Genomic DNA, 14925 nt, shown 5'->3' on the forward strand with positions numbered 1-14925 from the left:
GACGATTCATCCTGATCGCATCGCGCTTTAGAAGCGCGATGCGAGCAGAAGCGTCACTGCGAGATTGGCCGCGAACAGGCCCGCGTCGATGACGAAGATCCTGAGCATCGGGCCCTTCAGCACCGGCCAGTAGGCGACCCCGACCCGGCCGCCGCGCATCAGCACCGGAACATTGTAGGCGAACTGGCTGAAATGGCAGGCGGCGAAGAACACGAACAACACGAGCTGGGCTTCGGCCGGCTGGAAGAAGGACGGACGCGCCGCCAGAAGATAGAGCGACAACAGCCCGATCGGCAGGTTCATTCCGCCGAGGAACGCAACGCTGGCCGCCAGGGTCGGCGCGATCGGATTGCTGCGCTCTTCGCGCGGCAGCAATATCTTCAGCGTGTTGGTTTGCGCGATGCTGAACTGGATGAAGGCGCCGACGAACCAGAGCGTGTTGAGGAGCAGGACCATATCCGAAACACGCATGGTCATTTTCCGTAGAAGGCTTCGCTGCGAACGACGCGGCCGGCATTGTCGAAATCCATGAACTCGCTGGCGCGAGTGTCGCCAAGCTGCCACCACACTGTCAGCCGCGCGATCGTATCGTCCCAGCTCCAGCTCAATATCTTCAGGTCCGCGCTTTCGATGTGGCCATAGGCCTTCTTCCAATAGGCGCGGATGTTCTCGGCCCCCGCCACGACCGCAGAGCCGGTCAGCGTCAACGCCAGAGGGCTGCGCATCTGCGCGTCGGCGGCAAGATGCGCGACGACGGCGTCGATATCGACCTTGCGCCAGCTCGCGCACCATGCCGCGACGAAGGGCTCGGCGGCCGCGCGATTCATCGTCCGCCCGGTCATGACACGGCCCTCCCCTCGCTTGTTAGCGAGGAGAGTGGCAAAGCTGACCTTTCATGTCAATTATGTTGACTTGAGAAATCGTCAATTGTGGTCGGCAATCGCCTCCATGACGGCCATCCAGGCCGCGGCCCCGGGCGCCCCGACGCGATCGAACGCCTCGCGCATGACCTTGCGCTCGTGGTCCGAGGCCCGTTGCTCGATGCGCTGCCCGGCAGCGGTCAGGCGCAGCAGCTTCGAGCGATGCTGCTCGGGCGCGCGCTTCGAGGTCACGAGCTTGCGCTCCAGCAGCAGATTGAGCGGCCGGTTCAGCGCCTGCTTGGAAATGCCGAGAACCTCGAGCAGCGCGCCGATCGCGATATCGGGCCGGCGCGCCACCACGTAGAGGATGCGATGGTGCGGACGCGACAGGCCCTGCTTGGCAAGATATGCGTCCGCCTCAAGCGTCATCCCGCGCCAGCCGTAATACATGAGCTCGAGCGCCGCATCGAGATCGTGCAGCTTGTCGAGCGAGGCGCGGTGAAGTCCCGCAGCTTGAGGCGCCTTTGCCATGATCAACGTCAGCCCTTGGCCCGCAGCTCGCGCCGCAGCACCTTGCCGGTGGCGGTCATCGGCAGCGTCTCGGCGAATGCGACGAAGCGCGGATATTCGTGCGCGGCGAGCTGCACCTTGACGAACTCCTGGATTTCGCGGGCGAGCGCATCGGTGCCGGTAAAGCCGGGACGCAGCACGATCCACGCCTTGATCGATTCGGTGCGGATCGGATCGGGGATGCCCACGACCGCGGCCATCGCCACCGAGGGATGCTTCATCAGCGTGTGCTCGATCTCGGACGGACCGACGCGATAGCCTGCGGTGGTGATCACGTCGTCCTCGCGGCTGACGTACCAGAAATAGCCGTCTTCGTCCTGCACGCCGAGATCGCCGGTGAGCAGGAATTCGCCGGCATATTTCTTCGCCGTCGCCTCCGGATTGCGCCAATATTCGAGCATGGTGACGGGGCACGGCTGGCGCACGCCGATGATGCCGCGCTGACCGCGCGGCAATTCCTCGCCCTTGTCGTTGACGATGCGGACGTCGAAGCCCGGCGTCGCCTTGCCCATCGAACCCGGGCGGATCGGAAACAGGTTGGAGTTGCTGCCGATCACGAGATTGCACTCGGTCTGGCCGAACACCTCGTGCGCGTCGATGCCGAAGGTCTCGCGCACCCAGCCAAGCAATTCGCCGCCGAGCGATTCCCCGCCGGTGAAGATGCTGCGCAGCTTGACGCCGGCATGCTTCACGCCGGCCTGCCGCATCAGCTTGAGCGCGGTCGGCGGCAGGAAGACGTTGCGCACGGAAAGGTCCGCCATCATCTGCATCGCCGCCTGCGGCTCGAACTTGCGCGCACGATGGCCGACCAGGGGGATGCCGTGATACCAGAACGCGAGCAGGCCGTTGACGAGGCCGCCGATCCAGGCCCAGTCCGCCGGCGTCCACATGAGATCGCCGGGCCTGGGCAGGAAGTTGTGGCACATCTCGACGTTGGGCAGGTGGCCGAGCACGACGCGGTGCGCATGCAGCGCGCCCTTGGGATTTCCTGTCGTGCCCGAGGTGTAGATGATCAGCGCGGGATCATCGCACGAGGTGTCGACCGGCGCGAAGTCGGGCGAAGCGGCCTTCACCGCATCCCAGAACGATGTCGTGCCAGCCGGTGCACGCGTGCCGACGATATAGACATTCTTCAGCTCCGGCAGGCGGTCGCGGATCTTCGCAAGCTTCTCCCAGCCGCCCTCGTCGGTGACGATGGCCTTGGCCTCGGAATTGGACAGGCGAAATTCCAGCGCGTCCTCGCCGAACAGGGCGAACAGCGGGATCGAGATCAGGCCGGAGCGAAACGCCGCCATATGCGCGATCGGCAATTCCAGCGACTGCGACAGGAAGACCGCGATGCGGTCGCCGCGCGCCAGACCGTCCGCCTTCAGCACATTGGCAAAGCGGCGCGACATCTCGGCGACCTCGTCGAAGGAGGTGCGGCTGGTCCCGCCGTTCTCGTCGACATAGATCAGCGCGAGCCGCCCGGTGCCGTCGGCATGGCGATCGCAGCACGCCTGCGCCATGTTGAAGCGCGCCGGGATATCCCAGCGGAAGTTGCGGACGAGTTCGTCATAGGTCGCGGCTTCGGTCAGCATGGCTTGGCGTTTTCCGGCAACTCCGTCATGGCCGGGCTTGTCCCGGCCATCCACGTTCTTCTTGCGTGGTCAGTCAGTTTAAGGCCGCGGATGCCCGGGACAAGCCCGGGCATGACGATGCAGCGTCATTCCGGGGCAACCCACAGGACCGAACCCGGAATGAGATTCCGGGCTCGACGCTGGCGCGTCGCCCCGGAATGACAGTGGAGGCTACCGCACCGTCGCGAAGAATTTCCTGACATCGCGCACGAACAGCTCCGGCTGCTCGAAGGCGGCGAAATGGCCGCCCTTCTCCATCTCGCTCCAATGGGTGATGTTGGGAAAGTTCGGCTGCATCCAGTGCCGCACCGGCGTGATGATCTCCCTGGGGAACGCGGCGACGCCGGTCGGCACCTCGACCACAGGCCTGGTGCGGCGCTTGCCAAAGCTTTCCCAGTAGAGCCGCGCCGAGGAAGTCGCCGTCTCCGTCGCCCAATACAGCATGACGTTGTCGAGCAGCTCGTCCTTGCTGAAGATGTTCTCGGGGTGTCCGTCGCAATCGGTCCAGGCCCAGAATTTTTCCAGGATCCAGGCCGCCTGCCCGCTCGGGGAATCCGTGAGGCCATAGCCGAGCGTCTGCGGACGCGTCGATTGCTGCTTGGAATAGCCGGAGTCGAGATCGACATAATGCTTGAGGCCGGCCAGCGCGCGCTTCTCTTCCGCCGTCGGCTCGCCCTCGATGCGCGGCGGTGAGTTGAAGGACAGCGTGATGTGGATGCCGGCGCAGTGCGCCGCATCCTGCGCGCCGAGCGAGCTCGTCACCGCCGAGCCCCAATCGCCGCCTTGCGCGCCGTAGCGGATATAGCCGAGCCGCTCCATCAGCTTCGCCCAGGTCGCGGCGATGCGATCGACGCCCCAGCCGGTCGTCTTCGGCTTCTCGGAGAAGCCGAAGCCGGGAAGCGAGGGACAGATGACGTGAAAGGCATCGGCCGGATTGCCGCCATGCGCGGCGGGATCGATGAGCGGCGCGATCACCTTCTGGAATTCGACGATCGAGCCCGGCCAGCCGTGGGTGATGATCAGCGGCAGCGGGTTCGGCTCCTTGGAACGGGCGTGGATGAAGTGGATGTCGAGCCCGTCGATCTCGGTGGTGAACTGCTCGAAGCGGTTGAGCTTCGCCTCGCGCGCACCCCAGTCGTAGCCGTTTGCCCAATAGCCGCAGATTTCCTGGATCCACTTCAGCGGCGCGCCCTGGCTCCAGTCGTCGACCAGCTCGGCATCCGGCCAGCGCGTGCGGGCGAGGCGTGACTTGAGGTCCGTGAGGACGTCGTCGCCGACGGCGATGCGAAACGGCTTGATGGCGGTCATCGTGCCTCCTCTTGTTCTTGTTGTCATTCCGGGGCGCGCGTAGCGCGAGCCCGGAATCCATTTCGCAACGGAGTCGGCGGCGCGATGGATTCCGGGCTCGACGCTGACGCGTCGCCCCGAAATGACAGCTCAGCCCGACAGTGCCGCCTTCACCAAACCGCTGGCCTTGCCGAAATCCATCTGGCCCGCGTACTTCGCACGCAGCACGGCAATCACCTTGCCCATGTCCTTCATGCCGGCAGCACCGGTCTCGGCGATCGCATCCGCGATCGCCTTCTTCACCTCGTCGTCGGCCATCTGCTTCGGCAGGTAGGCCGAGATCACCGTGATCTCCTCGCGCTCCTGGGCTGCGAGCTCGGCGCGGCCGCCCTTGTCGTAGAGCTCGACCGCCTCCTGGCGTTGCTTGATCATCTTCTGGAGCACACCGAGCAGGTCGGCGTCCGACAGCGGCGGCTTGCCGTTGCCGCGAGCGTCGATGTCGGCGTTCTTGATGGTCGAGTTGACCATGCGCAGCGTGGACAGCTTGCGCTCGTCCTTGGCCTTCATGGCCTCCTTGACCGCATTGTTGATGTCGTCGCGCAGCATGATCGTGGTCCCTTCGATATCTGACGCCTGATCTAGGCGGTTCGCGGCCCCTAGACAACCTCGGTTCCGAGCCATTCGGTGAGCGCGCGCGCTGTCGCGTCCGGCTGCTCGGCTTGCGGCAGGTGTCCGCAGCGATCGAGGATCACGAGCCTTGCGCCGGCGATGGCCTCGGCCATCTCCTTGGAGAACGCATTGGGAATCGTGTTGTCGGCATCGCCCGTCAGCACCAATGTCGGACAGCTGATGGCGGACAGCGACGGGCGCGAGTCCACTCGCGCGATGATCGCGGCCTGCTGCCGCAGATAGCCTTCGACGCCGACATCCTCGTCCTGCGCATGTACGAGCTCGAGGATCCCGGCATCGTCGCGCCGCGACGGATGGACCAGCTCCGGAAAGCTCTCCTCGCGAATGGCGCGAAGCTCGCCGCGCCTGGCGCGCTCCATCAGGCCGCGGCGGCGTGCGGTCGCCTCCGGTGTATCGGGCCGGGCCTGGGTGTTGATCAGCGCGAGCTTCATCACCCGCTCCGGCGCCCGGCGCATGATCTCGAGCGCGATGTAACCGCCCATCGAATGGCCGGCGAGCGCGAAGCGCGGCGGCGCCTCGCTCAGCACCCGCGCGGCGATATCAGCCATATTGTCGTCGCGGATATGGTTGGCGATCATCACGGGGCCAAGCCGCCATAGCGCCGGGATAACGGGAGCATAGATCCGGGCCGAGGAGGCCAGCCCCGGAACCAGAAGAATCGGGGTGATCTGGTCCATTATTGCCTCGCAAGCCCTTCAAATTGCCGGAAATTATGCGGCCGAGCTTAAGGGCCCAAGGAGGCCTGTCAAATATGCAAAAACGCATGTGAATCCAGCTTCTGGCGCTTTGACGGCGGCGCCCGCGGGGACTATGAAACGCGCTCATGACACAACATGACAACGATCCCGCCTGGCCGGACCACAAACCGACCGCGCTCCTCGTGCTCGCCGACGGCACGGTGCTCGAAGGCTTTGGTCTCGGTGCCGAAGGCCACGCCGTCGGCGAGGTCTGCTTCAACACCGCGATGACCGGCTATGAGGAGATCCTCACCGATCCCTCCTATGCCGGCCAGCTCATCACCTTCACCTTCCCGCATATCGGCAACGTCGGCACCAACGACGAGGATATCGAGACGGTGAACATGGCGGCGACGCCGGGTGCGCGCGGCGTGATCCTGCGCACCGCGATCACCGATCCCTCGAACTACCGCGCCACCAAGCATCTCGACCAATGGCTGAAGGCGCGCGGCATCATCGGCCTCTCCGGCATCGACACCCGGGCGCTGACCGCGCTGATCCGCAGCAAGGGCATGCCCAATGCCGTGATCGCGCATTCCCGGACCGGCGAGTTCGACCTGCATGGCCTGAAGGAAGAGGCGCGCGAATGGCCGGGCCTCGAGGGCATGGATCTCGTGCCGATGGTCACGAGCGGCCAGCGCTTCACCTGGGACGAGACGCCCTGGGCCTGGGAGAAGGGCTTTGGCCGCCAGGACAAGCCGGAGTTCAACGTCGTCGCCATCGACTACGGCATCAAGCGCAACATCCTGCGCCTGCTCGCCGGCGTCGGTTGCAAGGTGACGGTGGTGCCGGCGACGACCTCGTCCGAAGACATCTTGGCGATGAAGCCGGACGGCGTGTTCCTGTCCAACGGTCCGGGCGATCCGGCCGCGACCGGCAAGTATGCCGTGCCTGTGATCCAGGACGTCATCAAGTCGGGCACGCCGACCTTCGGCATCTGTCTCGGCCACCAGATGCTGGGCCTTGCCGTCGGCGCGAAGACGAAGAAGATGCATCAGGGCCATCACGGTGCCAATCATCCCGTCAAGGACGAGACCACCGGCAAGGTCGAGATCACCTCGATGAACCACGGCTTTGCCGTGGACGAGACGACGCTGCCGAAGGGCGCGACGCAGACCCACATTTCCTTGTTTGATGGGTCCAATTGCGGCATCCAGCTCGACGGCAGACCGGTGTTCTCGGTGCAGTACCATCCCGAGGCCTCGCCCGGCCCGCGCGACTCGCACTATCTGTTCCAGCGCTTCGCCGACCTGATGCGGCAGAAGAAGAGCGCGTAAGGCGACAACACCGCCCGGCGGATAAGTCCGCCGGGGCTCGGCTCCCTCACGGACGCATGAACATGAAGTCCGTGTCCGGATCGCAGTTCTCGGCGATGAAGCGCAGCTCTGCCTGGATGTCGGCGACCGACCTCGTCTCCAGATATTTCGAGATCACCAGATTGAGCAATGCCCGGCAGACCGCCTCGTGCCCGAGGCCGGCTGTCTCCGCCTCGTCGATGGCCGCTGAGAAATGACGCTGCGCAACGTCGGATGCGTACATGGCGTTCCCTCGTCTTCGCTCGAACTTGCGTGCCCGCCAACGGCCGCCAGTGCCTTGATCTCGGTCAAGCCGGCGTATGGAGTGTCGTCAGGAACAAGACGGCTTGCGCCCGCTTGATTCCGGTCCGTTGCCAGTGGGAGTCCCCATGTCCGTCGTCCGCGACCATGCCGAGCCGCTCGCCATCGTGTTCGAGGACGATGGCCTCGTGCCGAACAACATCCTCCCGTTCCTGGTCTACCAAAGCGCGGTGAAGCTCGATCCGAAGCACCCGGAAGCGACCATCGAAGACCTGTTCGAAGGCAATGGCTGGGGCGGCACATGGCGCAATGGCGTCTACGATTATCTGCATTATCACGCGACGGTGCATGAGGTGCTCGGCGTCGCGCGCGGCAGCGCGCGCGTCCGTTTCGGCGGCGACCACGGCCAGGAGCTAGACATCAAGGCGGGCGACGTCGCGATCCTGCCCGCCGGCACCGGGCATCAATGCATCAAGGCGAGCGACGATTTCTGCGTGATCGGGGCCTATCCGCCGGGCGCAAAGATGGAGATCACCCGCGCGACGCCGCAGAACCACGCCAAGGCGCTGACGACGATTCCCCAAGTCGCGCTGCCGCCGGCCGATCCCGTGACGGGGAAGGATGGCGCGTTGATGCGGCTGTGGCGGTAGTTACAAATACGGTGCCGTAGGGTGGGTTAGCCAAGCGTAACCCACCACTGTCAATATCGGCGGAAGCAGATGAGGTGGGTTACGCCTTCGGCTAACCCACCCAGCGTGCCTACGCCGCGTTGCTGCCCTCCTGCCGCGTCGCCTCGAACAGGAACCAGGTGCGGCGCTCGGTCTCGTCGATGAAATTTTCCAGGATGCTGGCGCTGGCGACATCGCCGGCCTCGTCGCAGACCTCGTGGGCCTTGCGCATCGCGGCCGCGACGTGCTTGTTGTCCTGCATCAGCTCGCGCAGCATTTCCCTCGGCGGGACGTAGTCCTCGTTGTTGTCCTTGATGGTCTGGAGCTTTGCGACCTGGCCGATCGACTTCAGGGTGGTGCCGCCGATCTTGCGCACGCGCTCGGCAAGCTGGTCGGTGGTGGCGAAGATCTGGTCGGACTGCTCGTCGAGCAGCAGATGGTAGTCCCGGAAGTGCCGCCCGCTGATGTGCCAGTGGAAATTCTTGGTCTTCAGATACAGCGCGAAGGCGTCGGCCAGAAGCACGTTGAGCGCCTCCGAGACCTTCTTGACCCCGTCGGGCGACAGATCGGTGGGGGTATCGAGATCGGGCGAGACCTTGTTGTTGGTTTTGCTCACGGGAGACCTTCCTGTTAGGACGCGGACATTGACGGCGCGCCGTCGCACCCCTAACGCAAGGCGGGCAGCGCCGGTTCCCGATCAGGAACCGTTTGGCCGGGACCTTCGGATACCATGGACGATTGGATCGATTATTACGACTCCACGCATACGATCTATGTCAGCAAGCTGCATCGCGACTTGCACTTCCAGATCATCGCGCGGGACATCATCGGCTACATCTCCTCGCCCGACGCGGTGGTGCTCGACTATGCCTGCGGCGAGGCGCTGTCGGCCAACCAGGTGGCGGCCGCCTGCGGCCAGCTGATCCTGGCCGAGCCCGCGCCAGGGGTGCGCGGCCGGCTGATTGCGCGCTTCGCCCCCAACACCAGGATCCGCGTCCGCTCGCTCGATGACGTCCGCAACATGCAGGACCAGTCGATCGACCTCGTGGTGATGAACTCGGTCGCGCAATACATGGCGCCGGACGAGCTCGACGCCGCGCTGCTCACCATCCGCCGGATCCTGAAGCCCTCCGGCAAGCTGGTGCTGGGGGACATCCTGCAGCCCAATGTCGGCATGTTCAGGGATGTCATGGCGCTGCTCGGCTTCGGCCTGCGCCACGGCTTCCTGAAGGACGCGCTGATCGGGCTGATCAGCACCGCGCTGTCGGACTACCGCCATCTGCGCACGCGCATCGGGCTGCAGCGCTACAGCGAGGACGAGATCACCGCCAAGCTGAGGGCCGCCGGGTTCGCGGTCCAGCGCGCCCACGGCAATATCGGCCATAACCGCTGGCGCATGACCTTCATCGCCCGGCCGCCCCTGGTTCGTTAAGCTTAACAATTAGCCGTCGTAGCTTGTCGCACTGCAATCGGTCATGATCGCCGCGGCCCGGTGGCGGAAGCGTCTACGCGAGGGCGGTGCAACGCTCTTCATCCTGGTTCAAATCCAGGCCGGGTCTCCAGCCTTCGCTGGCTCCGCCAGCTTCGGCTCGGCAAGCCCTATCGTGGCGAAGGCTGCCGCGGCGAAGCCCGAAGGGCGAAGCCGGGCGCGCCCGGCAGCCTCCCCTAACCCGCCAAAATTGCCGGTTGATGGGCATTTTTCGGGGTTTCGCCGCCCCGAAAACTGGTCTAAGACCCACCCGCGCGCGAGGGAGACCACCGCGCTCTCGGCCACAGGGACGCGCAGCAGCGCGCCCTTTTTTGTGCCCAAATTCCACTTCGGCGAGAGTTGATGCCCAAACGTACAGACATCACCACCATCCTGATCATCGGCGCCGGCCCCATCGTGATCGGCCAGGCCTGCGAGTTCGACTATTCGGGCACCCAGGCGGTGAAGACGCTGAAGGAAGAGGGCTATCGCATCGTCCTCGTCAATTCCAACCCGGCCACTATCATGACCGATCCGGAATTGGCCGATGCGACCTATATCGAGCCGATCACGCCCGAGATCGTCGCCAAGATCATCGAGAAGGAACGTCATGTCATTCCCGGCGGCTTTGCGCTGCTGCCGACGATGGGCGGACAGACCGCGCTGAACTGCGCGCTGTCGCTGCGCCGCCAGGGCACGCTGGACAAGTTCGACGTCGAAATGATCGGCGCCACCGCCGACGCCATCGACAAGGCGGAGGACCGCCAGCTGTTCCGCGAGGCCATGACCAAGATCGGGCTCGAGACGCCGAAGTCGCGGCTCGCCAACGCGTCGGCCTTGAAGAAGTCGTTCCGCGACAAGTACCTCGCCGAGCGCGAAAAGCTCTCCGGTGCCGCGCTCGAGGAACATGAGCGGCAGTGGACGCTGGGCGAGAGCGACCGCCGCAAGCGCTACCAGGAGTACGCGCTCGGACAGGCGATGATGGCGCTGTCCGAGATCGGCCTGCCCGCGATCATCCGCCCCTCCTTCACGATGGGCGGCACCGGCGGCGGCATCGCCTACAACAAGGAAGAGTTCCTCGACATCATCGAGCGCGGCCTCGATGCGTCTCCCACCAACGAAGTGCTGATCGAAGAATCCGTGCTCGGCTGGAAGGAGTACGAGATGGAGGTGGTGCGCGACAAGAAGGACAATTGCATCATCGTCTGCTCGATCGAGAACCTCGATCCGATGGGCGTGCACACCGGCGATTCCATCACGGTGGCGCCGGCGCTGACGCTGACCGACAAGGAATACCAGATCATGCGCGACGCCTCGCTGGCGGTGCTGCGCGAGATCGGCGTCGAGACCGGCGGCTCCAACGTGCAGTTCGGCGTCAATCCGGAAGACGGCCGCATGGTCGTCATCGAGATGAATCCGCGCGTGTCGCGCTCCTCGGCGCTGGCGTCGAAAGCCACCGGTTTTCCGATCGCCAAGGTCGCGGCCAAGCTCGCGGTCGGCTACACCCTGGACGAGATCGCCAACGACATCACCGGCGGCGCCACGCCGGCCTCGTTCGAGCCGACCATCGACTACGTCGTCACCAAGGTGCCGCGCTTCGCCTTCGAGAAATTCCCCGGCGCCTCCACCACGCTGACCACGTCGATGAAATCGGTCGGCGAAGTCATGGCGATCGGCCGCACCTTCCAGGAAAGCCTGCAGAAGGCTCTGCGCGGGCTCGAGACCGGCCTCACCGGCCTCGACGAGATCGAGATCGAGGGCCTCGGCCGCGACGACGACAAGAACGCGATCCGCGCCGCGCTCGGCACGCCGACGCCGAACCGCATCCTTCAGGTCGCCCAGGCCATGCGGCTCGGCTGGTCGAACGAGGACATCTTCAAGTCCTGCAAGATCGATCCCTGGTTCCTCGGCGAGATGCGCGGCATCGTCGACATGGAGGAGAAGGTCAGGAAGCACGGCCTGCCCGGCAACGCCTTCGGCATGCGCACGCTGAAGGCCATGGGCTTCTCCGACGCGCGGCTCGCGGTGCTGGCCGAGACGACGGAAGCCGAGGTCACCGCGAAGCGCCATGCACTCGGCGTTCGCCCCGTCTACAAGCGGATCGACACCTGCGCGGCCGAATTCGCCTCGCCCACCGCCTACATGTATTCGACCTACGAGGCGCCGTTCGCGGGCGCGCCGGCGGACGAGAGCACCCCGTCCGACAAGAAGAAGGTCATCATTCTCGGCGGCGGGCCGAACCGGATCGGCCAGGGCATCGAGTTCGACTATTGCTGCTGTCACGCCTGCTTCGCGCTGCATGATGCCGGTTACGAATCCATCATGGTCAACTGCAATCCGGAGACGGTGTCGACCGACTACGACACTGCCGACCGGCTCTATTTCGAGCCGCTGACCGCCGAGGACGTGCTGGAGATCATCGCCAAGGAGCGCAGCAACGGCACGCTGCACGGCGTGATCGTGCAGTTCGGCGGCCAGACGCCGCTGAAGCTGGCACGCGCGCTGGAAGCCGCCGAAGTGCCGATCCTCGGCACCTCGCCCGATGCCATCGACCTTGCCGAGGATCGTGACCGCTTCAAGCGCGTGCTCGACAAGCTTCGCCTCAAGCAGCCGAAGAACGGCATCGCCTATTCGGTCGAGCAGGCCAGACTCGTCTCCGCCGATCTCGGCCTGCCGCTGGTGGTGCGGCCGTCTTACGTGCTCGGTGGCCGCGCGATGCAGATCATCCGCGAGGAGAATCAGCTCAACGACTACCTGCTCGGTACCCTGCCGGAGCTGGTGCCGGCCGACGTCAAGGCGCGCTATCCAAACGACAAGACCGGGCAGATCAACACCGTGCTCGGCAAGAACCCGCTGCTATTCGACCGCTATCTGTCGGATGCCACCGAGATCGACGTCGACTGCCTCTGCGACGGCAAGGACACCTTCATCGTCGGCATCATGGAGCACATCGAGGAAGCCGGCATCCATTCCGGCGATAGCGCCTGCTCGCTGCCGCCGCACTCGCTCGAGCCCGAGATGATCGAGGAGCTGGAGCGTCAGACCCGCGAGCTCGCGCTCGGGCTCGACGTGGTCGGCCTGATGAACGTGCAATACGCGATCAAGGACGGCGAGATCTACGTGCTCGAGGTCAATCCGCGCGCCTCCCGCACCGTCCCCTTCGTCGCCAAGGTGGTGGGTACCCCCGTCGCCAAGATCGCCGCGCGCATCATGGCGGGCGAGAAGCTCGCCGATTTCAAGCTGAAGAAGGCGAAGCTCAAGCACGTCGGCGTCAAGGAATCGGTCTTCCCCTTCGCGCGCTTCCCCGGCGTCGACACGGTGCTCGGCCCGGAGATGCGCTCGACCGGCGAGGTCATGGGCATCGACCGCAATTTCGAGGTCGCCTTCGCCAAGAGCCAGCTCGGAGGCGGCACGCGGGTACCGCGCAAGGGCACCGTATTCGTCTCGGTGCGCGAGAGCGACAAGACGCGGATCGCCGAAGCGGTGCGTGAACTGCATTCGCTCGGCTTCAAGGTGCTGGCGACCTCCGGCACGCAGCGCTTCCTGACCGACCAGGGCATCCCGACCGAGAAGGTGAACAAGGTGCTGGAAGGACGGCCGCACATTGTCGATGCCATCACCAACGGCGACGTCCAGCTCGTCTTCAACACCACGGAAGGCCCGCAGGCGCTGGCCGACAGCCGTTCGTTGCGGCGCGCGGCCCTCTTGCATAAAGTGCCGTATTACACCACTCTTTCCGGGGCCGTGGCGGCCGCGCAGGGCATCCGGGCCTATCTGGGCGGGGACCTTGAGGTTCGTACCCTGCAGAGCTACTTTTCGGAAACCTGATCGCTAGCGGCGGTGAAACCGCCGCTAAGTGATTGGCAATGAAGCCACAATGGCCGGAGGAACTGTCCGGCCATGTGGGTTGTTCTGTTCCGGCACCAGACCCACATAGCTCCCGGTGGGCGCGGTTAAGCCCCGGGAATACCGACGAATCAAGGTTGCCGCGCCCCGGTCTTCGTGGGGCGCGCAGCTGAAGGACGAGAGAAGAGATGGAAAAGGTTCCGATGACCCAGGCCGGCTTTGTCGCGCTCGGGGAAGAATTGAAGAAGCGCCAGTCGGAAGATCGTCCGCGCATCATCGAGCATATCGCGGAAGCGCGCTCGCACGGAGACCTGTCGGAGAACGCGGAATATCACGCCGCGAAGGAAGAGCAGTCGCATAATGAAGGCCGTATCGCCGAGCTCGAGGACAAGCTTGCGCGCGCCGACATCATCGACATCTCGAAGCTGTCCGGCGACACCATCAAGTTCGGCGCCACCGTGACCTTGGTCGACGAGGACACCGAGAAGAAAACGGTGTGGCAGATCGTCGGCGAGGTCGAGGCCGACGCCAAGAAGGGCCGCATCTCCATCACCTCGCCGCTGGCGCGCGCGCTGATCGGCAAGAAGAAGGGATCGACCGTCGAGGTCAACGCACCCGGCGGCGCCAAGGCGTATGAGATCACCAAGGTGGAGTGGCGGTAAGGACTTGTCGCTGCACCGTGACGTTCGAAAAAGGCCGCGCGATCTGCGCGGCCTTTTTTGTTGCGGGGGCGTGAGCGCGGTAGCCCTCTCCACGCGTCATTGCGAGCGCAGCGAAGCAATCCAGACTGCCTCTGCTCGCAATGACGGAGTTTGGCGCAGCAACGCCCTCCACTCTCGTGTTCCGGACAGGCTGCAACGCTTCAGCGGCGCGGCGCAGAGCCGGGACCCAGCGTGCGCGCACATCGTTGCTGCATGGGCCCCGGCTCTGCAGCGCTGCGCTGCGTCCGGGGCACGAGATCGGGCGCCCCTATCTCCGCCCCTTCACGTCCAGCGGCACCGCCGCCTCGTATTTCGAATTGTGCAGCACCAGCGAGGTCCGCACGTTGCGGACGTGGGGCGCCGCCGTCAGATGCGTGACGAAATCCTGGAACGTCGCCATGTCGGGGGCGACGCATTTAAGGATGAAATCGACCTCGCCCGACAGCATCCAGCACTCGCGCACCAGCGGCTCGGCGCGGACGAAGTCCTCGAAGGCACGCAAATCCGCCTCGGCCTGGCTGGACAGGTGCACGGCGGCGAACACGGTCACGTCGAAGCCGAGCTTGCGGGCGTCCAACAGGCCGCGGTAGCCGTGGATATAGCCCTCCTCCTCCAGCGCCCGGACGCGGCGCAGGCAGGGCGGCGGCGAGATGCCGACGCGCTTGGCCAGCTCGACATTCGTGATTCGACCGTCGGCCTGAATCTCGGTGAGAATTTTCAGGTCGATCTCGTCTAGGTTCCGCGACACGTGATTGGAACTCCTGGCCTTTACAGCGGTATTGGGTGGCTTGTCGTAATCCTCATAACCAGTCTGCGGCGCCAGCGCAATTTTATTGCGCGTGCATCGCAATCGACTTTTGTTCCCTGTTGGAAAAATCCGCCGATAGGGAATGCAATTCTTGCATAGCTCACCAGAAGGCTTA

The 14925-nt window shown here is 64.8% G+C and carries 15 protein-coding genes and 1 tRNA gene; 6 read left to right on the forward strand and 10 right to left on the reverse strand.

Translation table 11 applies throughout. From position 1 onward, the window contains the following. Positions 1 to 27 precede the first annotated feature (27 nt). From ACETMP_RS17590 to ACETMP_RS17620, 7 genes are all read right to left on the reverse strand, one after another. The gene (locus ACETMP_RS17590; protein ID WP_375157174.1) at positions 28 to 471 is read right to left on the reverse strand and encodes a hypothetical protein; all 444 of its coding nucleotides are present in this window, start codon (positions 469 to 471) and stop codon (positions 28 to 30) included. A 2-nt stretch (positions 472 to 473) separates the two neighbouring features. Further along, positions 474 to 842 carry a nuclear transport factor 2 family protein gene (locus ACETMP_RS17595; protein WP_375157175.1) on the reverse strand — a complete coding sequence of 123 codons (369 nt, stop codon included), beginning with the start codon at positions 840 to 842 and terminating at the stop codon, positions 474 to 476. Positions 843 to 923: 81 nt separating this feature from the next. Continuing rightward, positions 924 to 1391, reverse strand: a complete 468-nt coding sequence (locus tag ACETMP_RS17600; protein ID WP_257196549.1) for a MarR family winged helix-turn-helix transcriptional regulator — start codon at positions 1389 to 1391, stop codon at positions 924 to 926. A gap of 8 nt (positions 1392 to 1399) precedes the next feature. Then, positions 1400 to 3010: an acyl-CoA synthetase gene (locus tag ACETMP_RS17605; RefSeq protein WP_375157176.1), complete on the reverse strand. Its 1611-nt coding sequence runs from the start codon at positions 3008 to 3010 to the stop codon at positions 1400 to 1402. 210 nt (positions 3011 to 3220) lie between these two features. After that, complete coding sequence (locus ACETMP_RS17610; RefSeq protein WP_375157177.1) at positions 3221 to 4357, reverse strand: epoxide hydrolase family protein; 1137 nt, start codon at positions 4355 to 4357, stop codon at positions 3221 to 3223. A gap of 129 nt (positions 4358 to 4486) precedes the next feature. After that, positions 4487 to 4942, reverse strand: coding sequence for a GatB/YqeY domain-containing protein (locus ACETMP_RS17615; RefSeq protein ID WP_375157178.1), 456 nt, complete (start codon positions 4940 to 4942; stop codon positions 4487 to 4489). A gap of 50 nt (positions 4943 to 4992) precedes the next feature. Continuing rightward, positions 4993 to 5703, reverse strand: a complete 711-nt coding sequence (locus tag ACETMP_RS17620) for an alpha/beta fold hydrolase (protein ID WP_375157179.1) — start codon at positions 5701 to 5703, stop codon at positions 4993 to 4995. A 146-nt stretch (positions 5704 to 5849) separates the two neighbouring features. Here ACETMP_RS17620 and carA point away from each other — a divergent pair, with 146 nt between their 5' ends. Beyond that, positions 5850 to 7040 (forward strand): glutamine-hydrolyzing carbamoyl-phosphate synthase small subunit, encoded by a 1191-nt coding sequence (gene carA / locus ACETMP_RS17625; protein WP_375157180.1) that lies wholly within the window; start codon positions 5850 to 5852, stop codon positions 7038 to 7040. A gap of 46 nt (positions 7041 to 7086) precedes the next feature. On the opposite strand, the gene ACETMP_RS17630 is transcribed toward carA, so the two are convergent. Then, positions 7087 to 7302 (reverse strand): hypothetical protein, encoded by a 216-nt coding sequence (locus ACETMP_RS17630; protein ID WP_375157181.1) that lies wholly within the window; start codon positions 7300 to 7302, stop codon positions 7087 to 7089. 145 nt (positions 7303 to 7447) lie between these two features. Here ACETMP_RS17630 and ACETMP_RS17635 point away from each other — a divergent pair, with 145 nt between their 5' ends. Further along, positions 7448 to 7969: a hypothetical protein gene (locus ACETMP_RS17635; protein WP_375157182.1), complete on the forward strand. Its 522-nt coding sequence runs from the start codon at positions 7448 to 7450 to the stop codon at positions 7967 to 7969. Between the two features lie 109 nt (positions 7970 to 8078). Here the strand turns inward: ACETMP_RS17635 and ACETMP_RS17640 are convergent, their stop codons facing one another. After that, positions 8079 to 8603: a Dps family protein gene (locus ACETMP_RS17640; protein ID WP_375157183.1), complete on the reverse strand. Its 525-nt coding sequence runs from the start codon at positions 8601 to 8603 to the stop codon at positions 8079 to 8081. A gap of 114 nt (positions 8604 to 8717) precedes the next feature. Here ACETMP_RS17640 and ACETMP_RS17645 point away from each other — a divergent pair, with 114 nt between their 5' ends. The 4 genes from ACETMP_RS17645 (at position 8718) to greA (ending at position 13963) form a co-directional block, all read left to right on the forward strand. Then, positions 8718 to 9419: a class I SAM-dependent methyltransferase gene (locus ACETMP_RS17645; protein ID WP_375157184.1), complete on the forward strand. Its 702-nt coding sequence runs from the start codon at positions 8718 to 8720 to the stop codon at positions 9417 to 9419. Between the two features lie 54 nt (positions 9420 to 9473). Beyond that, positions 9474 to 9549 (forward strand) — tRNA-OTHER (locus tag ACETMP_RS17650). 269 nt (positions 9550 to 9818) lie between these two features. After that, positions 9819 to 13283, forward strand: a complete 3465-nt coding sequence (carB, locus tag ACETMP_RS17655) for a carbamoyl-phosphate synthase large subunit (protein WP_375157185.1) — start codon at positions 9819 to 9821, stop codon at positions 13281 to 13283. Between the two features lie 206 nt (positions 13284 to 13489). After that, complete coding sequence (greA, locus tag ACETMP_RS17660; RefSeq protein WP_018643807.1) at positions 13490 to 13963, forward strand: transcription elongation factor GreA; 474 nt, start codon at positions 13490 to 13492, stop codon at positions 13961 to 13963. 307 nt (positions 13964 to 14270) lie between these two features. Here greA and ACETMP_RS17665 read toward each other — a convergent pair whose 3' ends face one another. Next, positions 14271 to 14750 carry an Lrp/AsnC family transcriptional regulator gene (locus tag ACETMP_RS17665; RefSeq protein WP_028178740.1) on the reverse strand — a complete coding sequence of 160 codons (480 nt, stop codon included), beginning with the start codon at positions 14748 to 14750 and terminating at the stop codon, positions 14271 to 14273. Positions 14751 to 14925: the final 175 nt, after the last annotated feature.

The organism is Bradyrhizobium dasycarpum (assembly GCF_042019905.1).
Taxonomy (GTDB): Bacteria; Pseudomonadota; Alphaproteobacteria; order Rhizobiales; family Xanthobacteraceae; genus Bradyrhizobium; species Bradyrhizobium japonicum_B.

What these genes read in the sequence shown, in the direction of transcription:
- ACETMP_RS17615 (WP_375157178.1), bottom strand. Translation starts at nt 4,942, where the DNA reads ATGCTGCGCGACGACATCAACAATGCGGTCAAGGAGGCCATGAAGGCC.
- ACETMP_RS17590 (WP_375157174.1), bottom strand. Translation starts at nt 471, where the DNA reads ATGCGTGTTTCGGATATGGTCCTGCTCCTCAACACGCTCTGGTTCGTC.
- ACETMP_RS17595 (WP_375157175.1), bottom strand. Translation starts at nt 842, where the DNA reads ATGACCGGGCGGACGATGAATCGCGCGGCCGCCGAGCCCTTCGTCGCG.
- ACETMP_RS17645 (WP_375157184.1), top strand. Translation starts at nt 8,718, where the DNA reads ATGGACGATTGGATCGATTATTACGACTCCACGCATACGATCTATGTC.
- ACETMP_RS17620 (WP_375157179.1), bottom strand. Translation starts at nt 5,703, where the DNA reads ATGGACCAGATCACCCCGATTCTTCTGGTTCCGGGGCTGGCCTCCTCG.
- greA (WP_018643807.1), top strand. Translation starts at nt 13,490, where the DNA reads ATGGAAAAGGTTCCGATGACCCAGGCCGGCTTTGTCGCGCTCGGGGAA.
- ACETMP_RS17605 (WP_375157176.1), bottom strand. Translation starts at nt 3,010, where the DNA reads ATGCTGACCGAAGCCGCGACCTATGACGAACTCGTCCGCAACTTCCGC.
- ACETMP_RS17630 (WP_375157181.1), bottom strand. Translation starts at nt 7,302, where the DNA reads ATGTACGCATCCGACGTTGCGCAGCGTCATTTCTCAGCGGCCATCGAC.
- ACETMP_RS17600 (WP_257196549.1), bottom strand. Translation starts at nt 1,391, where the DNA reads ATGGCAAAGGCGCCTCAAGCTGCGGGACTTCACCGCGCCTCGCTCGAC.
- carA (WP_375157180.1), top strand. Translation starts at nt 5,850, where the DNA reads ATGACACAACATGACAACGATCCCGCCTGGCCGGACCACAAACCGACC.
- carB (WP_375157185.1), top strand. Translation starts at nt 9,819, where the DNA reads ATGCCCAAACGTACAGACATCACCACCATCCTGATCATCGGCGCCGGC.
- ACETMP_RS17635 (WP_375157182.1), top strand. Translation starts at nt 7,448, where the DNA reads ATGTCCGTCGTCCGCGACCATGCCGAGCCGCTCGCCATCGTGTTCGAG.
- ACETMP_RS17610 (WP_375157177.1), bottom strand. Translation starts at nt 4,357, where the DNA reads ATGACCGCCATCAAGCCGTTTCGCATCGCCGTCGGCGACGACGTCCTC.